The sequence below is a fragment of the Photobacterium gaetbulicola genome, from assembly GCF_003025515.1.
GTDB lineage: Bacteria > Pseudomonadota > Gammaproteobacteria > Enterobacterales > Vibrionaceae > Photobacterium > Photobacterium gaetbulicola.
Genome location: NZ_PYME01000001.1, coordinates 328,783 through 352,622, shown reverse-complemented (window position 1 = coordinate 352,622; position 23,840 = coordinate 328,783). Strand labels below are relative to the sequence as shown.

The 23,840-nt window shown below is 47.1% G+C and carries 24 protein-coding genes; 9 read left to right on the top strand and 15 right to left on the bottom strand.

Annotated elements, in window-relative coordinates:
- The first annotated feature begins 123 nt into the window (after positions 1-123).
- The gene (locus C9J03_RS01440; protein WP_044621050.1) at positions 124-807 is read left to right on the top strand and encodes an AraC family ligand binding domain-containing protein; all 684 of its coding nucleotides are present in this window, start codon (positions 124-126) and stop codon (positions 805-807) included.
- A 101-nt stretch (positions 808-908) separates the two neighbouring features.
- Here the strand turns inward: C9J03_RS01440 and C9J03_RS01435 are convergent, their stop codons facing one another.
- The 5 genes from C9J03_RS01435 to C9J03_RS01415 form a co-directional block, all read right to left on the bottom strand.
- The gene (locus C9J03_RS01435) at positions 909-1,811 is read right to left on the bottom strand and encodes a L,D-transpeptidase family protein (RefSeq protein ID WP_039458952.1); all 903 of its coding nucleotides are present in this window, start codon (positions 1,809-1,811) and stop codon (positions 909-911) included.
- Positions 1,812-2,039: 228 nt separating this feature from the next.
- Complete coding sequence (locus C9J03_RS01430) at positions 2,040-3,173, bottom strand: acyl-CoA desaturase (protein ID WP_039465824.1); 1,134 nt, start codon at positions 3,171-3,173, stop codon at positions 2,040-2,042.
- Between the two features lie 144 nt (positions 3,174-3,317).
- Entirely contained in the window at positions 3,318-3,962 is a 645-nt protein-coding gene (locus C9J03_RS01425; RefSeq protein ID WP_044621049.1) for an SDR family oxidoreductase, read from the bottom strand.
- A 111-nt stretch (positions 3,963-4,073) separates the two neighbouring features.
- The gene (locus tag C9J03_RS01420) at positions 4,074-4,559 is read right to left on the bottom strand and encodes an acyl-CoA thioesterase (protein WP_044621048.1); all 486 of its coding nucleotides are present in this window, start codon (positions 4,557-4,559) and stop codon (positions 4,074-4,076) included.
- Positions 4,560-4,815: 256 nt separating this feature from the next.
- Entirely contained in the window at positions 4,816-5,493 is a 678-nt protein-coding gene (locus C9J03_RS01415; RefSeq protein ID WP_146149051.1) for a hypothetical protein, read from the bottom strand.
- A gap of 310 nt (positions 5,494-5,803) precedes the next feature.
- Between C9J03_RS01415 and C9J03_RS01410 the strand changes: the two genes are divergently transcribed.
- From C9J03_RS01410 to C9J03_RS01400, 3 genes are all read left to right on the top strand, one after another.
- Positions 5,804-6,652, top strand: a complete 849-nt coding sequence (locus C9J03_RS01410) for a lipase family protein (protein WP_044621046.1) — start codon at positions 5,804-5,806, stop codon at positions 6,650-6,652.
- A gap of 77 nt (positions 6,653-6,729) precedes the next feature.
- On the top strand, positions 6,730-7,458 hold the full coding sequence (locus C9J03_RS01405; protein WP_044621045.1) for a nitroreductase family protein: 729 nt from the start codon (positions 6,730-6,732) through the stop codon (positions 7,456-7,458).
- A 90-nt stretch (positions 7,459-7,548) separates the two neighbouring features.
- A complete protein-coding gene (locus tag C9J03_RS01400; RefSeq protein WP_044621044.1) occupies positions 7,549-8,049 on the top strand; it encodes a hypothetical protein in 501 nt (166 codons plus the stop codon).
- A gap of 114 nt (positions 8,050-8,163) precedes the next feature.
- Here the strand turns inward: C9J03_RS01400 and C9J03_RS01395 are convergent, their stop codons facing one another.
- The 8 genes from C9J03_RS01395 to C9J03_RS01360 all read right to left on the bottom strand — a co-directional run bounded on the left by C9J03_RS01395 (position 8,164) and on the right by C9J03_RS01360 (position 15,796).
- Complete coding sequence (locus tag C9J03_RS01395) at positions 8,164-8,976, bottom strand: alpha/beta fold hydrolase (protein WP_044621043.1); 813 nt, start codon at positions 8,974-8,976, stop codon at positions 8,164-8,166.
- A 48-nt stretch (positions 8,977-9,024) separates the two neighbouring features.
- Positions 9,025-10,374: an MATE family efflux transporter gene (locus C9J03_RS01390; protein ID WP_044621042.1), complete on the bottom strand. Its 1,350-nt coding sequence runs from the start codon at positions 10,372-10,374 to the stop codon at positions 9,025-9,027.
- Between the two features lie 109 nt (positions 10,375-10,483).
- Positions 10,484-11,062 carry a nucleoside triphosphate pyrophosphohydrolase family protein gene (locus tag C9J03_RS01385; protein WP_039465844.1) on the bottom strand — a complete coding sequence of 193 codons (579 nt, stop codon included), beginning with the start codon at positions 11,060-11,062 and terminating at the stop codon, positions 10,484-10,486.
- Positions 11,063-11,274: 212 nt separating this feature from the next.
- Complete coding sequence (locus tag C9J03_RS01380) at positions 11,275-11,631, bottom strand: YibL family ribosome-associated protein (protein WP_044621041.1); 357 nt, start codon at positions 11,629-11,631, stop codon at positions 11,275-11,277.
- A 478-nt stretch (positions 11,632-12,109) separates the two neighbouring features.
- The gene (locus tag C9J03_RS01375; RefSeq protein ID WP_044621040.1) at positions 12,110-12,895 is read right to left on the bottom strand and encodes an HAD-IIB family hydrolase; all 786 of its coding nucleotides are present in this window, start codon (positions 12,893-12,895) and stop codon (positions 12,110-12,112) included.
- Positions 12,896-12,952: 57 nt separating this feature from the next.
- Positions 12,953-14,236 (bottom strand): TRAP transporter large permease, encoded by a 1,284-nt coding sequence (locus C9J03_RS01370; protein ID WP_044621039.1) that lies wholly within the window; start codon positions 14,234-14,236, stop codon positions 12,953-12,955.
- Positions 14,237-14,247: 11 nt separating this feature from the next.
- Positions 14,248-14,709 (bottom strand): TRAP transporter small permease, encoded by a 462-nt coding sequence (locus tag C9J03_RS01365; RefSeq protein WP_082060468.1) that lies wholly within the window; start codon positions 14,707-14,709, stop codon positions 14,248-14,250.
- Between the two features lie 73 nt (positions 14,710-14,782).
- Complete coding sequence (locus C9J03_RS01360) at positions 14,783-15,796, bottom strand: C4-dicarboxylate TRAP transporter substrate-binding protein (RefSeq protein ID WP_044621038.1); 1,014 nt, start codon at positions 15,794-15,796, stop codon at positions 14,783-14,785.
- Between the two features lie 274 nt (positions 15,797-16,070).
- On the opposite strand from C9J03_RS01360, the gene C9J03_RS01355 reads away from it, so the two are divergent.
- From C9J03_RS01355 to C9J03_RS01345, 3 genes are all read left to right on the top strand, one after another.
- Positions 16,071-16,775 carry a glycerophosphoryl diester phosphodiesterase gene (locus C9J03_RS01355; RefSeq protein ID WP_044621037.1) on the top strand — a complete coding sequence of 235 codons (705 nt, stop codon included), beginning with the start codon at positions 16,071-16,073 and terminating at the stop codon, positions 16,773-16,775.
- Positions 16,776-16,822: 47 nt separating this feature from the next.
- Positions 16,823-17,569 carry a DeoR/GlpR family DNA-binding transcription regulator gene (locus C9J03_RS01350; RefSeq protein WP_044621036.1) on the top strand — a complete coding sequence of 249 codons (747 nt, stop codon included), beginning with the start codon at positions 16,823-16,825 and terminating at the stop codon, positions 17,567-17,569.
- A 230-nt stretch (positions 17,570-17,799) separates the two neighbouring features.
- Positions 17,800-19,092, top strand: a complete 1,293-nt coding sequence (locus tag C9J03_RS01345) for a DEAD/DEAH box helicase (protein ID WP_044621035.1) — start codon at positions 17,800-17,802, stop codon at positions 19,090-19,092.
- Positions 19,093-19,176: 84 nt separating this feature from the next.
- Here the strand turns inward: C9J03_RS01345 and C9J03_RS01340 are convergent, their stop codons facing one another.
- Both C9J03_RS01340 and C9J03_RS01335 read right to left on the bottom strand, forming a co-directional pair.
- Positions 19,177-20,079, bottom strand: coding sequence for a PfkB family carbohydrate kinase (locus C9J03_RS01340; protein ID WP_044621034.1), 903 nt, complete (start codon positions 20,077-20,079; stop codon positions 19,177-19,179).
- 112 nt (positions 20,080-20,191) lie between these two features.
- Entirely contained in the window at positions 20,192-22,042 is a 1,851-nt protein-coding gene (locus C9J03_RS01335) for a beta-ketoacyl synthase (RefSeq protein WP_044621033.1), read from the bottom strand.
- A 156-nt stretch (positions 22,043-22,198) separates the two neighbouring features.
- On the opposite strand from C9J03_RS01335, the gene C9J03_RS01330 reads away from it, so the two are divergent.
- Both C9J03_RS01330 and C9J03_RS01325 read left to right on the top strand, forming a co-directional pair.
- Positions 22,199-23,176, top strand: a complete 978-nt coding sequence (locus C9J03_RS01330; RefSeq protein ID WP_044621032.1) for a GlxA family transcriptional regulator — start codon at positions 22,199-22,201, stop codon at positions 23,174-23,176.
- Between the two features lie 100 nt (positions 23,177-23,276).
- Positions 23,277-23,789 (top strand): hypothetical protein, encoded by a 513-nt coding sequence (locus C9J03_RS01325; protein ID WP_044621891.1) that lies wholly within the window; start codon positions 23,277-23,279, stop codon positions 23,787-23,789.
- Positions 23,790-23,840: the final 51 nt, after the last annotated feature.

Genomic DNA, 23,840 nt, shown 5'->3' with positions numbered 1-23,840 from the left:
GTCTGCCTAACTGATAGCATTTCTAGCCAAAAAAGCAGCGTTTATCTGTTAAAATTCCCCGATCAGTTGACGCTTCTATCAAAAGCGAACAACATGTGACAGCTAAATTGCTAGAGATTAACTATGAAACAGGCTATTGATTATTCACTGCATCAACACACTTTTCTGGACGTAGGGTCAAGAAAAAAAAGCCATACTGCCTACATGCTTATCATGACTTCTGGGTGTGCATTTATCCGCTTAGGTAAAGCGGAATATACAGTGACGGCCGGATCTGGATTCTTCATCCCTTTCGACTGCCTACATGCCGTTACAATCATGCCTGGGTCGACTTACAGTAAAGTTGAATTCTCTCCTCGTCTAACTACGACCATTTGCCGTGAAGCTGGCTTCTTCCGCCTGACGCCGTTAATTAGTGCCGTTGCCAAAGAGCTGGGCAAATTGCTAAAGCTGGGCAATGACATAACATTAGACGGAGAAAGTGGGAATTTACTCAGAGTCCTTGCTGACCAAGTGGCCAAGTTAAAGGTCAACAGCAAGTCTACCAGCCCTTCTTTGAATGGCCACCACCAGCTTTGCCTATCGTCTTTGCTTAAAGGTGACAAGGTCACAGACAATAAAGCCATTGAAGAAATCACAGCCTTTACTGGCTTCTCGTTAAAAGAAATCGAATCATGTGTGCTAATGCGAGAGGCAATCAAACTGTCTCGTTCAGGTCGCAAAATCGAGCAGATAGCTGAAACGTTAAATACCTCTCCAGAAATGATTGCTTCACTCGCCGTTCCTGTCCTGGGGCAAGCGCTATAATCACCAAACAAAAAAAGCCACCATTCGGTGGCTCTTTTTGATGCAAATTATCAAGTAAACAATGTTAGCTCACCAGATAACTGGCTGACACTTCGGTAGCGTTAATTCAACAGTTGAGGAACACCAGATTGTTTCAATAGCGCAAACTCAAGATTGTGATAGGCATGATTGTTGCCAGCCACTTCTACCAACAAGCTATCAGGTGCCTCCACTGTTTTGAATTCACCCAATTGCTTTTCGCTTCTTGACAGAGGCTCATGAACTTCAACATAAACACTACCGTCAGATTCAACGGCATATTTCAGCGGCTGGTTGATGATCTGCACCCTTGTGCCACGAGACACTTGGCTAAACAACCACTCAACATCCCATGGGTTCATTCGTATACAGCCAGAGCTCACTCGCATACCAATACCGAAATCCTTATTGGTTCCATGGATCAAGTACTGCCCGCTACCGTATGAAAGTCTCATCGCATAATCACCCAATGGGTTCTCAGGGCCTGCTGCAACTACCGCCGGCAACTCGATATTGTGCTTTTCACGATACTCCCGACGAATATTTGCAGTGGGTGTCCAGGTCGGATTTTCAATCATTTGGCTGATGCTGGTTGTCATTTTGGGTGTTTCACGCCCTACCCGGCCTATCCCGATAGGAAAAACGTACATTTTTTCGCTATTTTTTGGAAAATAGTACAAACGTAATTCAGCCAAATTGATCACAATACCCTGCCGCTTCGCATTGGGCAAAATCAACTGCATAGGGATGGTCAACAAAGAGCCAGGCGTAGGCAAGAAAGGATCGACCCCAGGATTAGCTGCCATCAGTTGCAATAAACCAACATTATATTTGTTGGCAATATCCAGTAAGCTATCGCCATTGTTTACTTGGTAGTACTCCATGACGCCTACTAACTTACTATCTGCATTGGGCTTTTGGTATTCAATTGCTTGAGCCGAGCAAGACATTACACCAGCGAGTAGCATTAACAACAAGCGTCTCACACCAGTACCTCCATCTAAAGATCCCCTAATTATGGCAAATTTCATTCTGCTTAAGTTTGATGATTAACCTCATTAGCAGAAATGAGACGTAATGTGACGATTCTACTGGTGACAACAGCTGCCAACGTCAACAAAACGTCAATGATTTTCTGAGAGCTTAACTTGTGACCAATCATCAAGTCAAAAAAGGCGGGGAAGTCCCCGCCTTGTGCTTGCTGCTATGTAGGATCACACGTACTGTGCTGTAAGTCGTTGCCATGATTGGCGCTGCTCTTCTAGCATCCGCTTCATTTCATTGTATTGCTGTAAGAACTCAAAACTTTCATAATGCTTGAGCAAGTTCTGTTTCTTTAACTCAATCAACCGCTTCTTTGCTTCGTAGTAATCCGCTATTTTCTGCAAAAGAAGTTCGTATTCTTCGTCCAGCCTGGCTAGTTTAAGCTGATTGCTAAGGCTGGCTTCGTTAACCATCAGCCTCTGCTGAACACGACGGTGAAGCATTCTAACCTTCGCTTTCTCGATGCGATCTTCTGGGCTAATACGTAGGTTTTTTGTTACGCCAATCCAAGACAATGACTTAATTAGCCATTTTGTCGGGTCAAACTGCCACCAGCGGATCCCATTACGGTAATCATTTTCAAAAATGTGATGGAAATTATGGTAACCCTCGCCAAATGTGAGCAAAGCCAACACGCCATTGTCACGGGCAGTATTCTTGTCAGTATATGGCTGAGACCCCCATATGTGGGCCAAAGAATTGATAAAAAAGGTTGTATGATGGCTGAGTACCAACCTAACAACGCCAATTAACAGTAGCGCCCCCCAAATGTCTCCATGGAGGACACCAAATAACAGCGGGAAACCGAAGTTAGTCAAAATAGCCAAAGTGACATAGTTCTTATGCTGCCACATTACGATCTTGTCTTTCTGCAAATCACGGCAGTTACTGTAGTCACTGTAGCGACTCGCCTGGTACTCCCTGAGCATCCAGCCAATATGGCTGTAAAAAAAGCCTCTTTTGGCTGAATAAGGATCTTTATCATTATTATCGACATAGCGATGATGAATACGGTGATCTGAAGACCAGTGCAAGATACTATTTTGCAGTGCAAAAGCTCCACCAATAGCATAAATGAATCTCACAACAGAATTGGCTTCATACGTCTTATGCGACCAGAGCCTATGGTAGCCCGCCGTAATCGACAAACCACAGAATGAGAAAGCAAACAGCAGCATGAGCCATTGCGCACCATCAAAACCAACAAAATAGGCATACAAAGGTGTCGCTATGACGGCAATCAGAAAAGTTAAGGTGAATATCGTAACGTTTAGCCACAATACAGGAGGTTTGGTAGTGGTCATCCTTTTGATCCTATCCATTGAGCGTACAACTGTAAGCTAGAATAGCCTTCATTAACTTTTCCGTCAATTGGTTAAACATTTAGCAACAAAAAAAAGCCATCATTTCTGATGGCTTTATTACTAGCTCCAAACCGGACAACAGCGCTATTTATTGATGTTATTGGTAAAGACTGGATCGACACAGGCATAAACCTTGCCGATCGTACTATCATCACAAAGCAACTGGTAAATCATACGGGCAACTTCACTTCGAGTAATCAGCCCATGTATCTCACTATCAGTGTAAAGTTCGCCTTGCTCTGTCACTTCGCCGTCTTGCAACCCGCCAGGGCGAAGGATCGTGTAATCCAGCTGACTGGTTGCCAACCAAGATTCGGCTAGGCTTTTCTCCCTTACAGACTTTCCAAATACGGCCTTCGCCTTATCAGACAAATATTGCCAAGAATCACCGCAACCCAACGACGTAACCATTACAAAACGGCGTATGTTTCGCTGCTCGAGTTCGTCTATAACCAAGCGGTGTCCAATGTAATCAACCGGAATATCAGTTTGAAAACTCCCCATCGTCGATACAGCAACCGCATTATCAGGTGATAGGTCTAGTAACGATTTGATCTGCTCCCGATCTAGCGCATCACCAACAACAACATTAACGCCCATCTCCTCAAGTGCAGCTACACTCTCGCACTTACGTACCATCGCATGAACTTCAATCCCTATCGCACAAAGGTATCGAGCAACTTCAAAACCGAGGCCTCGGCTTGCACCAAACAAAATAACTGAGTCCATTGACCTTTTTACCTCACCACATAAACGGTAATGATTATAACTATCAGTTGCGTTTGGTGTTGATTAGCCTTTTCTTTGTTGATCTACCCCAAAAAAACGCCTCAGCACTGCTCATTTTATATACTTAACATGCGCCTCCATCTCTTCGCCGATTTCCTTTCGCATATTCATGAGCCGGATAGCGGACTGCCTTAGCACTTTATCTTCATCTGTCTGAGGTACCCATTCAGGCACATCTGTTGGCTGACCGGTTTCATCAACCGCAACCATGATCACAATACAATGGGTCGTAAGTTGGTTTTTCAGCTCTTTTGGATCGCTAGCTTGGACGTCGATCGCAATATGCATAGAAGAGCGCCCGGTATATATTACCTTTGCCGTGACTTCTACCAAATTACCAACGTGGATAGGCTTGACGAAACGGATCCCACCAGCATAAGCCGTGATACAGTATTTACCACTCCAACCTGCAGAACACGCATATGCTGCTAAGTCGATCCACTTCATCACAGCCCCGCCATGCACCTTGCCACCGAAGTTAACATCACCGGGCTCAGCCAAAAACCTCAGTGTTACTTCGCGCCTTCTGTCACTCATACTCACTCCTACCACATCCAACGACAGCCCTGTAAGTCAGCTATGTTTTCGCCAGACATTAAATTAATCATTCAGTTACGCCATCAGTATTAACACAAAAGAAACAATTTACCCATATTAACGTCACGAAATTGGCATTTGCATTCTAAGGAAAGAGACCAAATAATTTTGTACTGCTGATAAGTCGCCATTCAGGCGAAAAGAGCACAAAAAAAGCGCCCGCAGGCGCCTTCACATTGGATCATCCAGCTGCCAATTACGAACCTTGGCTAACCGCCTCCAGCTGGGCTTGCAGGCTGGCAAGTTGTTGTTTAAGTTCTGTGTTTTGTTCGTTCAGCGCTTGATTTTCTTCTATCGTTTCAGCCTTTGCCACCTCAAGCTGACCGAGCTGATCTTCGAGCTGTTTATTGGTTTCGATCGCAGCTTCAAGATCTGACTTTGCTTTACGGGCATTTCGCTGCGCTGTTTGTTTTGCTTTTGTCGCCTTGGTAACTTGTGCCTGGCTGTCCAAAACCGATTGGTTCAATTCATTAATATGGCTTTCTTGTTCAGCCACGAGTGTTGACAACTCGACCTCTTTGGCTTTTGCCAACTCGAGGTTCTCAGATAGCTGTTCTACCGAGCTCGTTGGCAGCCCCGCCAATACACTCCATTGATCGGCCATGTTCTTGGTTACCTGATCCATAAGATCAAAAGGAAAGCATAATGATTGTTGTTGATCATTCCGGTTGGCAAATTGCCTATCCATGTCTTCGATCAGTTTAAGACCATGCTGATAACTCTGCTCGAGCATCATTTTGGTGCTATCGACTGTCATGGTTTCGATAGCCTTACCGGCCAACAGCATATGCTGAAAATACTTAACGAACGCTTCTGGTTGAGCCGCTTCACCAAGTTTCATCAAAGGGTGAGAATTAACATCATATTCCATCATGTGTTACCTGCCATGTATCTGCGTCAAGTGAATAAAAAAGTATGAAAAACCAGCCACCTATACTTATATCAAATTGAACACGCGTTGGACAAATATTAAGCAGCCAATTTCATAAAATTTGATCTGCACGCAATGAATCCCCCCTCCATCCAAACTTGCCTGACAGTTTATTATGGGCAAAGTGATCACCTTCAAAGCAAAATCATCGTCATCGTCTAAATGTCACATATTTAAGCTATATATTTTATGACAGACTGACTATGTGTTGCTGGATTCAGAGCTACATCAACAAGATAAGGAGCAACACTGAATGAAACCACTCAAGCGTTACCAATACGAGCGCTACGCCATTCTTTGCAACCTTGCTTATCCCACCACATTCAATCACACCCTATACGGATTCGATAAAAATGGCCGCCATGAAATCACTGATCGCTGGGGCCGTACGATTATTCGTATTCTGTGGGGCAAGGAAAGTGAGGTGGTTGTGGTGTTCAAAGGCTCCCAAAGTTTATGGGACTGGTTAATAAACCTTGCTTGCTTTCCCAAGAAAATCCGAACCGGCACTAAGTGGTGTCGCGTCCACTGGGGCTATTATTCGTTGTTGGAACAAAGCAGCAAGACTACAGGCATCAAACCAAACCCATATATCAGCGAGGCAATGCGAGCCGAATTGTTGCAGGCTAGCGAAAATAACCACCAGCAAAATGGACTGACGCTGTACCAGCAAATCGAAAAGGTTCTTCTCCCTCAAATTAAACAGGGGAAGAAAATTACCTTTACTGGCCACTCCTCCGGCGGTGCAATGGCAATATTGGTAGCACATCGTCTCTACCAGCAACAACCAACCGCGATTAAGCGTATTGTTACCTTTGGCCAACCCGCTACCGGATGTTGGAGCTTCAAGCAAGATTATCCCCTCGCCAAAAGAACCTACCGTATCTGCTGTGATCTGGATATCGTTACCTTTCTCCCACCAATTCCATTCATGTTCTGGCACGTCGGCAAAATGTTGTGGCTGCACAATGGCAAGATCTATGAAGATACGCCCACGCTAGCAAGGCTGTACCGCTCCATTGTCAGCTGGCTACTAAGGCCAATCTCCTATCATTACATGAACAAGTACATTCGCAATAAAGACTTCTTCGATAAACACTGATCAATTTAAAACACCGACTATGGGGCGAGAGTCAAAACAGGTATAGTGATGCTAGGCTCATAACTTTACTTACCAACATGTCTGAATCATCAACCGTTTTTAGCTCCCTTATTCATTCCCGGCGCTCTGTACGCAAATACGATCAAGCTGCATCATTTGATCATGAGGCCGTCGCCCGCGCCCTGGAACTCGCGACTCTCTCACCAAATAGCTCCAACATGCAGCTCTGGGAGTTTCACCGTGTCATCAACCAAGAAAAGCGTGACCAGCTCGCGCAATACTGCATGGGACAAAATGCAGCCAAGACCGCCAATGAATTAGTCGCGTTTGTAGTTACCCCGCAAAAATGGAAAGGCCGGGCAGAGATGAACGCGTCGCAAATCCGGCAAGCCTTCGAGGGCCGAGAAGATGCAACCGCCAAGCGCGCTCTGAAGTACTATGAAAAACTGATCCCGTTTGTCTATAACAACGATCGCCTTGGGATCTTCGGTTTTGCTAGGAAAATCCTCAGTGCATTACTGGGAATAAAAAAACCTATGGTAAGAGAAGTCAGCAAAGCTGATCTGCGTGTCTGCCTACATAAAAGTAGTTCCTTGGCCGCAATGACCTTCATGACCGCAATGCGCGCCGAAGGTTACGATACCTGCCCAATGGAAGGCTTTGATTCTAAACGTACCAAAGCGCTGCTCGGTTTGCACAAAGACGCCGAAATCACCATGATTATCAGCTGTGGCAAACGTGCCGACGATGGTATCTACAGCGAAAGGCACCGTATTGCCAGTGATGAGGTTATAATCAGTCATTAATTGAGCAAATAAAACGCCAGCCATACCCACAGGGATTCTTTTGCGGTATGGTGTTGGCAATCAAAGCAAAAAGAACGGTCAGTAGTCCAGATGAAACAGCTCATCGAACGAAAAAACCGGTGGATGGCAAGCCATATCACCGAAGCGGAGTTCCCAACCCCTCTCAGTGAACAAGGCCTTGCCTTATACCAAGATGCGCAGGCATCACTCGAATTTGGGACCTGCCAAACGTCTGATTCCCCCAACACTGACTCACTGACCATCTACCCTGTAGACTGCCACCCTCTCACTATCCGATATGCTCTAGTTCTTGCCAACCGATGGCAGGATGAATCAGACAAAGAAGCCATTATTGAATATCTGACTCAAATCATGTTTGAAGACGCTTCACCGGCACAGCTGTTTGTCGGCTTCTTAAAAGGCAAACCGGCAGCCTGCGGCATGCTGTTCACTGACCACGAACATGGCTCGCTTATTTGTGATGTCGCAGCACTACCGCTACCAAACCAGCAACAACTAGTGACTGAGATGCAGCAGGCACTTGCAGCCAAAGCATCAAACCTACCGCTCTACTGCGAGCAACTCAAATAATCTTGGGTTATTTCCATCCGCAGTAAACTGCCCATAGCAAAAGAGCCAGTCACAAAGTCACTGGCTCTTTTTTTATCGAAATATTGGTCAATACAGGGGTTAGGTCTCCAGTGGCTATCGGCTCACACACCCAGCAAAAAAGCGCTGCAGTTTGCCCGTCACAAAATCAGCCTGCTCTAAATTGCTAATGTGGCCCGCATTCGGGATCAAGACAAACTCACTGCCGGTAATGCCGTCGTGCATGAGCTGCGACTCGAGAACAGGACGCATACTGTCTTGCGCGCCCACCATAATGAGTGTCGGCAACGCGAGCATCTCAGCATCTTCAAACATGTCACGGCGGCCAAATACCATTCGCCCAGCCTTTGCCAAAGCCAGTGCCCTATCTTTATCCGCATCAAGCAGCCTCTGCCTAAACGCAGCACGGACAGGATCATTTTTACCTAATACGGAAAACTGACGCTCATCGAAAAAGTTTACAATGTCAGGCGATAAGGCCTTCTTCTCTTCAATCTCTGCCAGCTTTGCAAAATACTTGGTATGGACAACTTCCGGCTCTAGACCCACGAAAGTATCCATCAGTACCAGGCTCTTGACCCGTGCAGGCGCTTTAATTGCCAACTCTGTCGCCCACATTCCACCAGATGACAACCCCACCAGTGAAAACGTCTCAATTCCCAAGTCATCAAGCAAGCTAAGTACGTCATTGGCATAATCTTTTAAGCTACGCGTTGATTCTGGCGCTGGTGCAGAGGCCCCGTGCCCCCAGAATTCCGGTACGATACAACGGTAAGACTGACTTAATACCTCGACTTGCGGCGCCCACATTGTGCTGTCCCACAAATAGCTATGGCCGAAGACAAGAACCGGGCCTTCGCCAATATCCTGATAGTGCATGGTCTGTGCATCAATAGTAAACGTTTTCATCCATTCCAATCCAAATAATTGTTTTTAGTTATGTGCTTTACGCCATTGCTAGCAACGTACGACAAACTTTGCTTCAACAGCACGCATGCCGCGCTGATAGCATCCCCAGGCTACGGCACCAGCCATTACATTGCCAAACATCGCGCCCAAGAAAAGTCCTTCGATTCCGCCATAATTTGCCCCAATCCAAAGCAGCGGTAAAAAACAAACAAACAAGCGTAGCGCTGAAATGACCAAAGCACGCATTGGCATCGTCAGCGCGTTGCAGACAGACACCATCAACATACAAATGCCCAGGGGACCAAGGCTCAAAGGCACCCAAGTGAGGTGAAGCGCAAGAATATGGCCCACTTCAGCTTCGCTGGTCAGTAAAGAAGTTAACGGCGAGATAGAGATGAACAGCAGGACGGCGATTACCAGTTGCCATACTAAAACAAATTTAACGGCCAGAGAAACCAAAGACTTGATCTTGTCCAGCTCTCCCTTGCCGAGCCAACGCCCTACCATTGGCGGCATCGACATAGTCAGCGCTAGGATAATGACTATTGAGAAAAACTCCAATCTCGAACCCAGAGCCCAGGCTGCCACCGTTGCCGCACCGAAACCTGCTACCAGCTTTGTTGCCAACATAGATGACACCGGAGGCAGCAGTTGGCTAAGCATTGCCGGTGCCATAATATTGACCAGTTCTTTCACCGAAGCCCAAATATCCAAGCCCTTCCAGTCAAAGCTCAACCAGTGACGCTGAATCACTTTTGGGTACACTGCTATCATACCCACAGTGAAGGCGACAACAGTCGCCCAGGCCGCCCCGACCAGGCCCATGTCAAAAGTAAAAATGAACAAAGGATCCAGAGCCATGTTCAGCAAGCTAGTTACCACCATCATGATACCCGGTAGCATCGTATTACCGTTGGCACGGCACAAGCTATAGGCAAAATACAGCATTGCCCCACACCATGAACTTGCTAACCAGACAGGCCAGTAGCCATCAATAACCGAATAGACATCTTCGGGAGCGCTGAGCAACTGTAAGACCCCTCCTCGGGCAAACCAGATAGACAGGCATATCAGCAAAACACTGGCCGCGCCGGTAATGACCACCAAACCGCCAAGTTGTTTGGCTCGCTGATAATCTCCGCTTCCCAGCACCCGTGAGATCAACGATGTCGTTGCAATCCCTAACCCTACCTGTAAGCCAATGATCACCATTTGCATCGGCAAGGTGAACCCCTGGGCGGCGAGCGGCAAAACGCCCAGTTGACCAATGAAGGCACTGTCAACCAACTGGAAACTCATAAGGGAAAGCACACCAAATAACATCGGCCAGGTCATGTCAAACAACTGGCGGCCAAGTGGCAATTCAGAAGAAGGCTGTGGTTGTAATTTTGAAGGCATAGTATTGAATGTCTTTATATTTTAGTTATTGCAGTCTAGAGACAAAAAAGCTCGGCAGTAAGAACGACCTGTTCTCACTTTACCGAGCTTTAATTACAGCTACTGGATGTTACGCTGTCACTAGCTTAACCAGATCGGCTGGTCGGTAGTATACTGATTTTAGAACTTTACCCTGGCGGACAAGTTTGCCACCGAGATCAACGTCTTTCGCACATTTGGCAATAATGAATTCACCCTTCTGGCTACCCACAATCTCGACACCCTGCTCGGCATAGAAAGACTTGGTCTCTTCGAATTCTTGCTCGTTACGACAAACCTTACTCATATTGCTCGAATGTACTTCATCCCAGCAAGCGACAAAATCAAAGCCCAAGCGCTTGGCGATCTGTAGCAGCAAGTCAATCAGGTAACTGATACCAATATTAGACTCTACTTTGTCATCACCCAGATGAACCAGACGTCCCATCAATACGTAGACGGAATCCACAATCGCATCGGCTTGCTCAACCAACGAATCGGCTTCCGCCAGCTCGGTCAGTTCTTCGACCGCCAGTGAAGTATGTAATGCATCAGCCTGTTCGTTCAAACTGGAAGGCGACTCGATATCCAAGTCAAAAGTATTACGAAATTCACGAATATCACGGTATAGGTGATCGAACAGTGCTTGATCCAGAACAGACAGCTTCATGCAACTTTCCTTTAAGTTATAAAAACCATTATAAATCATTAAATTAAAATCTTAATACCTGTTACTTTCTACCTTGATAGCAACAATACCCGATAAGAATGCTTCAATGTTTTATGCCGGTTGGAAACAAACCAAACTCAGGAGCGTAACGCTCCCAAGCCAGTATCCGATCAGCCAAAGAAGGCTGATCCTCAAGATTCAATGTTGACTGATTAGAACTCTTTCGGCGCAAAACCAGTAACAACGGAGATACCCATTTCACGTCCAAGCGCCGTCATTGGATGGACAACAACCAGACCTTTGACTGATTTTTTCAGCTTACCCATGTCGGATTGTTCGGCTTTGGTCAGCGGACGGCTAAATGCCAGTGACTTCACATCAGACCCTTTTTTGTTAAGTTGACGCTTAGTCTGGTGCTTAACTTTATTGATTCTTTTAGTAATGGTCTCGATTTCTTGCGTAGCCTGACCTGCAATTGCCTGATCACCGCGCTCTTGTGCCCCAGCCAACTTACGACGAAGTTTATCTAAACGGTTATTTAGACTCTGAAGCTCTTGATTTAAATTCATGTAGTTACCTTATTTTACTTCACAATATCCCGTAGCCGAGTGCCAGGATAAATTGCTTGACCGGAGATTATATAACAAGCATCACAGTTTGGTCGAAAATTCTGTCAAATTTGTCATCACTTACTGTGTAGCTAATTGTTCCCTACTGATAATTATCTCAATCCGTCTCAGTTATGAAACACCTTCCATTGCCAAGTAAGCACATTTCCGCTTTTATAACTCTTGCGAGTCAAGAGTTTGAACAATAAGACAATAAACTGACAGTTGAGGTAAACATACGGATATGTGTAAAGACTGCGGGATACATATTGCAATGACCAGAGTGAGGCGAAGCTTTATTGAACGCCACATCACCCATAAAAGCGAATACAAGTATTACTGCCCAAAATGCAAGCGTACAACATTTATTGCGATTGGTGGTAGCCTCGAGAATGCGAGGCCATAAAAAAACAGGCCGTTACCGGCCTGTTTTTGATTGTTACTTGAGCGCCAGTAGCTGGCTGGAAAATTCGGCAAAACCAAAACCGCCGGGTTGTGACATCACAACTTGTGGTTTGAATACTAACTGCTGCCAGTAATGCCGGATGTTTGCTACACCGACGCTCATTGGCAACAGCTCAAACATATATTGGTCATTCATTGAATCACCTACATAGCATGCTGTTTGCTTGATCTGCTGAACGGTCAACCCCTTTTCCTTGAGGAAGGCTGTCGCTGTCGCTTTTTTGGAATGTTTGCCGTACCATGCGTTGATATGAATAGAGCTTGCTGTTGCATTCGCTCCCAGGGCATGTATGCGCGCAACGATCTCATCCACAATACGGCTATCGAGCTTAGGTCGGTTTTGACCAATATCAATCGCTACTTCACAGACTCGGTAGGCTTGATCCAAGGTCAAGTTCAAACCAGGGTAATCCTCCAAAATCGCTTCAATTTCTGACTTAAGCCGCTGCTGTCTACTGCGGATTTCCTCTATTGGGATAGCCGAACGAAGGGTCAAGAAACCACCCTGTTTTTCCATGATCACCGCGCCGTTTTCTGCCAAAACGGCATCGACCGGCCAAAGTTGAGCAATGTGATCCCCCCAGCCTGCGCAAGCACCGGTCACAGCGACGACCTTTTTCCCAGCCTTTCGCAGTTGCTGCATAGCAATCAATGCTTCCGGCGGTAACTGCCCCTGCCAAGTCAACGTATCATCGACATCAGTTAAAACCCATTCTATTTTTTTCCAATCTGGTGATAGGCTCATCGTATCGGAATTCATATCAACCTCAATTTCCTTTCTTCCTATCCTCGCCACGTTTGGCAACCGGATGCAGAGTTACAACATATTCGGCAACAGCATCACCAAACTTTCTGAAAATGTCAGCAGCATCAATACGCTAAACAGTGCCAATAATAAAGGCAGCACTTCCGTGACAAAATCGACCATTTTTACTTTAAGGATGGCGCAAACCGTAAACATCATTGAGCCAAAGGGTGGCGTTACCCCGCCTATCATAATATTGACGATGACAATAATGCCAAAGTGAACCGGGTTCACCCCCAGATTCAACACAGCTGGCAGCAATAATGGGGTAAGAATAATCATCGCAGCCCCCCCTTCGATAAACATCCCCACCACAAGTAGCAACATGTTTATCAGTAATAACAATACGTACTTATTGTCTGTCAGCTCAATCAACGCCGCGGCAACATTGTGGGGGATCTGCTCCAGCGTCATATAATACCCAAACACCATAGCACCAATGATGATGAACATGACACTACTGGTCCCCTGCACCGTTTCGCGCAAGATCAACGGTAAGTGGCGGATCCCCAACTGGCGATAAATAAACACCCCAATCAAGGTACAAAGCAAGACGGCGATAGCACCGGCTTCTGTCGGGGTAAACAAACCAAAGCGCATACCAAGGATGATACCAAACGGGATCAACAAGGCAGGGATAGCGGCAAGGAAATATTGCCAACGCTCTTTTGCCGTTGCCGCCTCACTACGAGATGGCTTGTAGTGTCGCTTCCTGGCTATAAATGCAATCGTCACCATCAGGGAAATCGCCATCAAAAAAGCAGGAACATAACCGGCGATAAACATCTGGTGTACTGACACATTGGCTAACAGGGCAAAGATAATCAGGTTAATACCAGGCGGTATAACCGGACTGATACTGGATGAAGCCGCTGTTACCGCTGCGGTAAAAGGAAGATCATATCCTCGCTTGGTCATCTCAGGAGCCAGGATTTTCGACTGCATGGCCGCATCAGCATTAGCAGAACCCGAGATCCCCCCCATCAGGGTACTCAAGGCGACATTGACCTGGGCCAAACCACCGGTCCTGTGCCCTATCATAGCATCGGCAAATGCTAGCAAACTTCGGCTGATCCCTGCATAGTTCATTACCGAACCGACCATGATAAAAAAGGGAATCGCCAATAACGGAAAAGATTCAGCTGAGCTGATGAAGCGCTGCATCACCAGAGTCACTGGGATCGAGTTATTGAGAAATAAAAAATATACCATCGCTGAAGCAATCAACGAGAAAGCAATTGGGATGTTCATTAAGAAAAGAACAAACAGAATGACAATAGGTAGATAACTTTCCACAAAATAACCTATTACTTACTACATTTAAGGACGTTGATATCTTCGATAATAAATTTCACTGTATGCAGTGCCATCAGGGCAAAGCTGATGAACAACACACCGTTAATCGTGAAATAAGACATTCCCATCACTGGGGTCACTTTATTTGACAGCATCGTATACTGGTAACTCAGCACGGCCATGAGGATGTTCAGCGCGAGCAAGAATAGCGATACCAGTAATTTGAAGGGCCGCTTTGCTTTTGGCGGCAACAAAGCCACCACCACATCAACCCCCATATGCAGTTTGTGTTTGTAACAAGAGCTAATACCGAGATAAACAGCCCAAATGAAGCACACCACAGAAAGCTCTTCGCTCCATGGCACAACAAAACCAAAACCGTAGCGCAGAACCACGTTCACAATCACTACTAATACGGTGATACTAATAGCCATTGAAGCCAATATTTCTTCTATGTTACGAATCAAAAACACATTTTTCTCCAAACCAGACAACGGATCGCTGGTGCTCCATACTTCACCAACGATCCTAGCTTGACGCTGTTGATCAGCCCTGATCGGCCCGGATAGTCGCCAGCTCGTTCATAATGGTGGCATGAACACCTTCACTCCACGACGGGAACTGGTTGTATACCTCTGCCGTAAGCTGGTTGAATTGTTCCGAGTTAACCTCGTTGAAAGTTACCCCTAGGGCTTCTAGTTTCTCGGTGTATTCTTGATCCAGCTTGACCAATTCAGCCGTGTTGGACTTGGCCCCCGCACTCAGCTCTTCGATAATGATCTGCTGCTGATCCGGGGTAAACCTGTCCCATACTGATGGCGAGATATAGAGACCGACGGTACCCAAGAAGTGCTTGGTCAGAGACATATGCTTCGCCACTTCGTAAATCTTGGTCGAGTACATGGTTAAGATGGAACCCTCGAGACCATCGACAACCCCCTGCTGTACACCGGCGTAGGTTTCAGGAAATGGCAGAGCTGCCGGCGCGGCGCCCATGGCTTTGAGCGTACTGATAAACAGCTGACTTTGCGGAACGCGGATCCGCATACCTTTCATATCTTCAGAATTAACGATTTCTTTGTTAGTGATCATGTGGCGGAAACCAAACATGTAATCCGCGTTCAGGACTTTGATGCCTTTAGCCTCTGCCTGTGCCTTCAAACCGGCAACGTAGTCGGTTTTCATCATCGCAAGGTATTCATCGTAGGTGTTGTACAGCATTGGCCCAGCCAAGGCTGCGAAGTCCGGAACGTAATCCCCTAGGTAACTAAGATCTTCTACCGCAATCCAGTTGGCACCATTGACAACCTGCTCTAGGTTATCTTTGTATACCGGTAGCTGTCCCCCCGGAAAAACCTTGATGTTCACCGCGCCATCCGTGCGCTCACGAATCATATCCGTTGCCTTGACCAACTCCTGTGTCAGCAACTCGTTGGGCGAGAACACCAAGCTCATATTAAGATCAATCGGTGCTGCTGTACCTGCCGTCTGGTTATCCGCTTCTCCACACCCAACCAGTAATGCGGTTGCGGTTAATACAGTGCCTAGTAGCTTTTTCATTTCTTTTAGCCTTCAATATGTTTATTCGGTTGAATAACGAATTTCGGCAGCGAGTATGAAATGAAAATATTACATTCATATGAACACAAAATTAGGCTTTCGTTACTCACCTGAACGCAGCACTGAAAGCAGCCTTTTTTCAGCAGCTTCAGTGCAACCAATGGCTAAGCTATAGTGCTGCAGAACTAAGCTTTATTGTCATATTGCGGTAACATAAGCCACATACTGTTATGTAAATTTTCAAATGAACATGCATTATCATTGTAGGAACGATATGATCACAGGCCACCGCGGCGCTGCCGCACTTGCACCTGAAAACACAATAGCCAGCATTAACAAAGCCGCCGAGGCGGGTGTAAAGTGGGTGGAAATTGATACCCAGTTAAGTGCCGATGGCATCCCTGTTGTCATCCATGATGAAACGGTCAACCGGTGCACCGACGGCAAAGGGAGAATTGCCGATTTAACCCTGGCCCAGCTCAAGCGCCTTGATGCGGGCAGTTGGTTTCACCCAAGCTATGCCAATGAGCGTATCCCGACCCTTGTAGAGGCCCTCGATGCTTGCCTAAGCCTTGGGTTGACCCTCAACCTCGAACTCAAAGTTCATCATGATGAGCAAATTGAACCTTTAGTTAATAGCGTCGTGGCATTGATCAGAGAAAAAGGCTACCCGATTGATAAACTGCTTTTTTCCAGTTTTCAAAAAAAAGCACTAGAGCTATGCCAGCAACTGATGCCCGAGGTCCGTCGCGGCTTTATTTGTGAGGTATGGAACAACTTCAGCCTGTCGTCTATCCAAGCATGTCAAGCTTATAGCGTGCATATCGATCACCATATTTTGACTCCGGCTATTGCCAGAAACATCAAAAATGCCGGGTATGTACTCAAGATTTGGACACTGAACAACGCAGACAAAGCACAGTATTTTTTTGATATGGGTGTCGACAGCATCATCACAGATGCGCCGGATAAATTTTGAGCCTACGAGCGTCGGCCTACGCTCGTAGGCTGACACTAGAGAAGAACATGGAACTGAATCAACGCCAACACCAGATCCTTTTAACTATAAGGGCTGAGGGCGAAGTACAAATTGACCATCTCGCCGAGAAGTTTGCCGTCACGACACAAACTATTCGCCGGGACGTGAATTATCTTTGCGAGCAAGGGTTAGCACGCCGGGTACATGGTGGTGTCAGCCTGCCAGCATCCTTGACCAATACCAGCTATCGCTATCGCTCTGATGTCGAATCGACAGCCAAGAGTGAATTGGCAGCCACTGTTGCCGCTTGTATCCCGGATGGCTCAACGATCATGATTGGCATTGGTACTACACTCGCCCACCTTGCCCGACACCTGCTGGCAAAAAACGCATTACGGGTAATTACCAACAACCTGCAGGTTATGCAGATCCTTGAAGCCAATGATAACATCGAGATCTATCTGGCTGGCGGCCAATTTCGACGTGACCACCAGGATATCATGGGCAGTAGCGCCGTAGATTTCTTCGACGGTTTTGAAGCAGATATCGGCATATGCGGCTGCGCGTCCGTTACCAACAGCCATTTTGTGATGGAGCATGAAGATATTGAGGCCGACATTTCTAAAGCGATCATTCGAAACAGCCGCAAGCAATGGTTAGTGGCTGATGCCAGTAAGTGGGAACGTTTTGCTGCCGTCAAAGTATCACCAATGAAACAGTTCGATAAAATCTTCACCAACAATCAGCAGCTACCAAAGGATCTTCCGATTCACTTAACTGCGCAAGCTGGCTAACACTCTGGCCTGTATCGCAAAAGTGACCTCCAGTGTATAAGCAAAAATTGATTTGGGCTGAAAAAACCTACCTCAGCCTAATCATTTAAGCCCAAAAACTTAACTCCCCCACACCAACTGCCGAAATTAACATCATTTTTTCCAAATTAGTCCCCACAGCTGTCTAATATTCATCTATAATCTTCGGCCATATTTTTGTCAGGCTCAGCCGTCTGCTTTAGGAAAGAAGAATGTCATTTGCATCACAAAACTTTTCTCAGGAAATTGTTCGCGCACTTACCGAGTGCGGCTATGAGAAATTAACTCCAATCCAAAAACAAGCGATCCCACACGCTCGTCGCGGAAACGATATTCTTGCCAATGCCCAAACAGGTACCGGTAAAACAGCCGCTTTCGCCTTGCCTATTATCCAGCAGATCCTGGATAACCCTAAGCCGCGTGGCCGGTTCAATGTACGCGCGCTGATCTTGGCCCCGACTCGTGAACTGGTAGCCCAGATTGCCAAAAACATCGAGGACTACACCAAGTACACGGACATCTCAGTCGCTGCAGTCTATGGTGGCACCAAGATGGCCTCTCAAGAGAAGAAGCTTGAACCAGGTTTGGACATTTTGGTGGCCACACCAGGCCGTCTGCTTGAGCACATGGAGCTTAACAATGTTACGCTGGCAAACCTTGAGTTCTTGGTGTTCGATGAAGCTGACCGTATGCTGGACATGGGCTTTGTCTCCGACATCCGCCTGATCATGGGTGATATCCGCAACCACCCACAGACTATGCTGTTCTCCGCGACGTTCTCTGCCCAGATGAACAAACTAGCTAACGACATCATGCGCAAACCAAAGCGCATTTCTGTCAGCCCGGAAAACGCGACAGCAGATACTGTTGCTCACGTGGTTTATCCTGTCGACCAAGATCGCAAGCGTGAGCTTCTGTCTGAGCTGATCGGTAAGAAAAACTGGCAGCAGGTACTGGTATTCGTTAACTACAAAGAAACAGCAAACGAGCTGGTCAAAGAGCTGAAGCTTGACGGCATCAAAGCCGTACTTTGCCATGGTGACAAGGCACAAAGCGCTCGTCGTCGCGCCCTTGACGAGTTCAAAGAAGGCAAAGCACGAGTCATGGTTGCCACCGAAGTCGCAGCACGTGGCTTGGACATCCAAGGCCTACCGCACGTAGTAAACTTTGACATGCCTTTCCTGGCTGAAGATTATGTCCACCGTATTGGCCGTACTGGCCGTGCTGGACAGCAAGGACATGCGGTTTCTTTTGTCAGTCGCGATGAAGAGCTGACGCTGCAGCAGGTAGAAAACCTGATCAAGCAACGTATTAAACGTATCCAGCTAACCGGTTACGAGCCGAAGAGCCGTGATGCGCTATTGGATAAAATCCACAACAAAGCTGCTTTCCGTGACCGCCGTGGCCGTACCAACAACCCAACGGACCAGTCAGATGCAGAGCGTCGTGCTCGCCTGCGCCGTGCAGTGTTGAATAAATCGAAAATCACCAAATTGAAGAAGTAACGGATCTTCAAACAAAGGGATAAAGAAAGGGTTAGCCAACGGCTAACCCTTTTCATTTCTGAGGCATGTTCCCGCCCGTTACATTTACCGTGCTAAAAACGCTTTAAATTCGTCTCCCGGCACTGAGCTGGGTGTCGCTACCGCAATCGCAGCCCACTTAGCACCGACAGCCATCGCTTCGGCAATAGATTGCTTTGCCAATAACCCGTGGATAACTCCTGCGGCATAGGCATCGCCGGCTCCGGTCGTATCAACAACTTCAGTTTCAACTGCTGGCACATACTCTTGCCCTGCCTGACTGTAGGCAGTGGCACCTTTTTCACCATCAGTGACAATGAAGTACTCCAGCGATTCCCCTGCTACCGTTTTGGCATACTCAAAAGGGCCAATATCGTTTACTGACGAGGGACTATCCGACGACAAGATATGGGCATCCAAATCTGAGCGGGAAGTGATAAGTACTTGGCATGGGCGCCGAGTTAGGCTTTTGGGAAGTTGGGCAACAACTAGCACAGATTTTTTGCTATTCCCGCAAGCACCTACATCCTGCTCGAGTGCATTTTTCGCCCACTGCGCGATACCTTCTGCACTCGAATTGATATAGATACCATCCCAGAGAGAAAAATCCGGTGCAGGCCCTAACGAAAATGCCGGCCGCTCTGGGCGGATAATGGTTCTTTCGCCATCAGGTGTCATCAGCAGCATCAGCTCCGGGGTGACAATATCGTTACGCTGTAACAACGAGCAGTTCAATCCCTTCAGGCTTGCCTCAGCCAATAGCCAGTCCGCCGTCTCATCACGGCCGACCTGGCTAACCAGTGCAACATGGTGGCCAGCATAAACCAGAGCAAGCCCGGTATTCGCACCGCCACCACCCAAGCGACGGCCGAGATCTTGATAATGATGTCTTCCACCCGCCTGCAGCGATTCTTTCAGTTGCAGCACCCGATCACAATTGAGGTTCGCAACCAACATAACGTTTGCCAACGTACTAGACTCCGTTTTTCTTATAGGAATTCTCAAGCTACCATAAAAAAGCCGCTGCGTAATAACAGCGGCTTGTATTCGCTTCCTGAAGATCACGAAATGGGACAGTGACCTAGCTATAGTCTGCGTAAGGATTCTCGGTTGCCAGCGGAATCGATACGGCAAACTCGGAGAGTTTTACCACCTCTGGGGTCATCACCACGGAAGTTTCATCCATGACACTTTCACCAAAGTGATAGCGGATTAGCTCCTGCCCCTCACACGCTGCAACATCATTGGCAACCGCATGCTGAGAGACAAGCTTATTTTTGTTGTAATAGGCTGACATCACATCATCACTGTATTTTTTCGACAGCATTGACATGGTTTGCTGCGGCGATAGCACCAGGCTCGACGCATTATTTCCGCCAAAGCCTTTAGCGTTAAGGATGACCCCCTTGTAATCTTCGCCATTCTCACCAGCAAAGTGATGATCAGTCAAGATGTTCAGATTCGTCTGGTGGACATCGTCTGCAATATGGTCGATCGTTTTGATCCCCGGGATCCAGCCATACTGCCACACCCCCAATGATGCGATCAGCTGATCCCCTGGAGCGGCACTCATCGAATGGCCAACGTATGACTTTATTGCCGCTACCGGCCAATTATCAATGCTGAAAGTTTTTGCCACCTCGTTGAGGATATGACTTTCGGTGACCCGGTTTTGTGGTGTCCCAGTACCGTGCGCCTGCACATAGGTTTGTTTCACCCCTTCGGCACCTAAAATGGCTTTGGCCAATGCCGTCGCTTTTGCCATGGTTACATAATTGCCCACGCCGGGAGCCGAAATTGACTTCTTATTAGCATCAGCATTGATAAACACATCAGCTACCGAACCATAAACTGTTGCCCCTAGCTCCAATGCCAATTCATCATCCATAAGAACCACAAACTGGCTCGATTCGGCCATGGTAAAACCGGCATTCGATGAAAACGGTCGGCATGCACGGCGATTATCGACCGTATCGCTGTTATCCAATGCCTTGAGCTGAGCATCTTCGGCTAATGCGCCCATCACACGGAAGCCTTCCATGATTTCAGCGACAACTGGCGCCTCTGCGTTACCGACGATAGCAACGCGCGAATTGCCCTGCTGGATATCCAGCATACCTTGGCGCAAGTTGTACAAAAATGTCGCACAAGCTCCCATGCTGGTGCCCGTTGTGCCAATACTATTAATAACATAGCCATTGATAAAGTCAGCTGGCATCTCAGCGAGTGAGAGGGCCATCATTTTCGAACTGACTCTGCCGCCAGTCAAAGGGGCAGCCAACATTCCAGACAGCGAGTTCTCGTCAACCTGAGCCAGCGCACTGCCTGCGTAAACCGAAACTTGATCGGGTTTGATATGCCCCAGCACCTCGTCCCAATCCAAGCCCATGGAATTGAGGGCATCAGAAGCCCCGTACACCGCCAAGGTCAGACCGCGAGGATGAAAACGGGAATTATATAGCTTGCCGGGTTCAAACCCGGATGGGATATTACCGCCACTGGTGACAGAAAATGTCACACGGTCTTCGAGCAAAGCATTGAGCTCGCCTGTGACCGTAATCGTTACTTTATTGCCCTGCTCTTCCACCAGCCAATTGTCAGGAATGCGTGTCGGCATTTTTGATTTGCGCAGCGTAAAGGTGATGGTTTCCTGCCCGCCATTCAAAACGGCTTTATATTGATAGCGTAAGCTGTCAGGATCAAACGACTCAATACGACGGACTAACGTACCAGTCTTGATGGCGTCAATGACTTCTGGATCGACCGTCGTCCCATCAGCAAGCCCCATGCGGTGAGCCAGATCTTGCCAAGTTGATGCCATATCCTGATCGGCAAGCACATCTGCCACCATGCGCTTGTAGCTGTGAAAACCTGAACTACGACCAGCGGCATTCATCCCACCGAAGCCTACAATTAGCGGTAACTTTGACATCCTGAACCTGCTCTCAAATTTAAAGAGCACATAGATTATCAATTTACAGTGTTCATTCATCTGACATTTATGCCAATTTATCTGACAAAAATGCCAAGCCATAGTAAAATAAGCCATACAATTACGCGATGAACACAGCTAGGTCACTGATAAACCATGAAGATTGGATTTCTGCTCTATGAAAGAGCATTAATTACCGGCATTTCCCTTGCTGCCGAAATGCTCAGTTCAGCCGCAAGTTTAAGGCCACGCGCACAGCAGCGGAGCCAGCCATTTTCTATCAAATTAGTTGCCCCCAAACTGGCACCGACCAAGGTGACCGCTGGACTCAAGCTGCAACCCGATATAACCTACGCTGATCCGCAACCCTTCGATATTTTGATCCTCCCGCCAATGTGGGGAAACCCACAACAATCGATTCGGCGTTCGCCTGAAATTATTGCTTGGCTCAAAATGCAATACCAGAAAGGCGCGAAGCTGGTTGCAACCGGTACCGGGGTAGCCTGGCTGGCCGAGACGGGCTTGCTCAATGGACAAGTTGCCACTACCCATTGGTACTACTTCGATACCTTTGCCAGCCGCTACCCCAGAGTCAATCTCAATCGCCAAGCCTCTATCACTGCAGCCGACGGTATTTACTGTACAACCAGTATCAACTCACAATCAGAAATGATCCTGTACCTTATTACGGAGTACTTCGGCCAAAAGACAGCACAGACAATAGAAACCCATTTCGGCCACGAAATTTCAAAATCGACTCAGCAGCCTTTTTACCAAATTGGCGGCGAGCTGCAGTTTGACGAATCGATTGCCTTGGCACAGGATTGGATGAAAAGAAACCTGGCCCATCCCATTACCGCACAGAGTATCGCTGATCAGTGTGGCGTACCGCTTCGGACATTTAACCGAAAATTCAAAGACCAAGTCGGTGAAACCCCACACCAGCACCTACAGCGATTGAGGATGGATGCTGCGCAGCAACTACTGAGGGACTTTGGCATGTCAGTCCAAGATGTTGCCGAGCAAGTTGGATACAAGGACGCACATCACTTTTCCACCCGTTTTTTGCAGCACTACAATATGAGCCCAAGCCAATACCGCAGGATGGTTAAAACAAAAATCTACAACCCATAACTACCCAACAACTGGAATTTAATCTTATTAGCTAAATTAAGACAGGGCTTGAGCAGTAGAAATCACTATGCTTGGGGGAGTTGTTTTCAAGGGCATCTGTATGAAGCACCTCACTCCCGTCATTTTGCTTATTTTATGTTTAACTAGTGCCGACGTGACCGCTCAAATTCAGCCAACCAGTGAAACGTTAAACAATGAGAGGATGTGCCGTCTCGACATCTACCACCTAACGAAAAGTCAACAAAATACGTTTACACCCGATCTGCAGATTGCTGTCATTACCAACAACGCGATGCGTAATCGCTACGTAGATCTAAAGACAGATATCACCCATCCTACCGGCTTTGAAAATTTTCACTACTACCGTTCGGGCAGCCCGGTTGAAGTATTCACCACCAATTGGCGCAACAATGGCACCAAACACACTGTGGGAAGGTTTGTCATGCTCGGAGCCACCAGTGATAAGCAAGCTTTTGATATCTTTACCACTCTGGTCAAACAAGACAAAGGTCATTTTGAGTTACGCGGTAACAACAAGAAATATCAGTTCAATGCCAGAGAGCAAGATGTGACTAACTTTCTCGACTGCGTTAAACAACATTATCGCCCATAAAAAAACGCCAGCTCTCAGAGCTGGCGCCTTTTATCAATTCTGCTGGGGCTT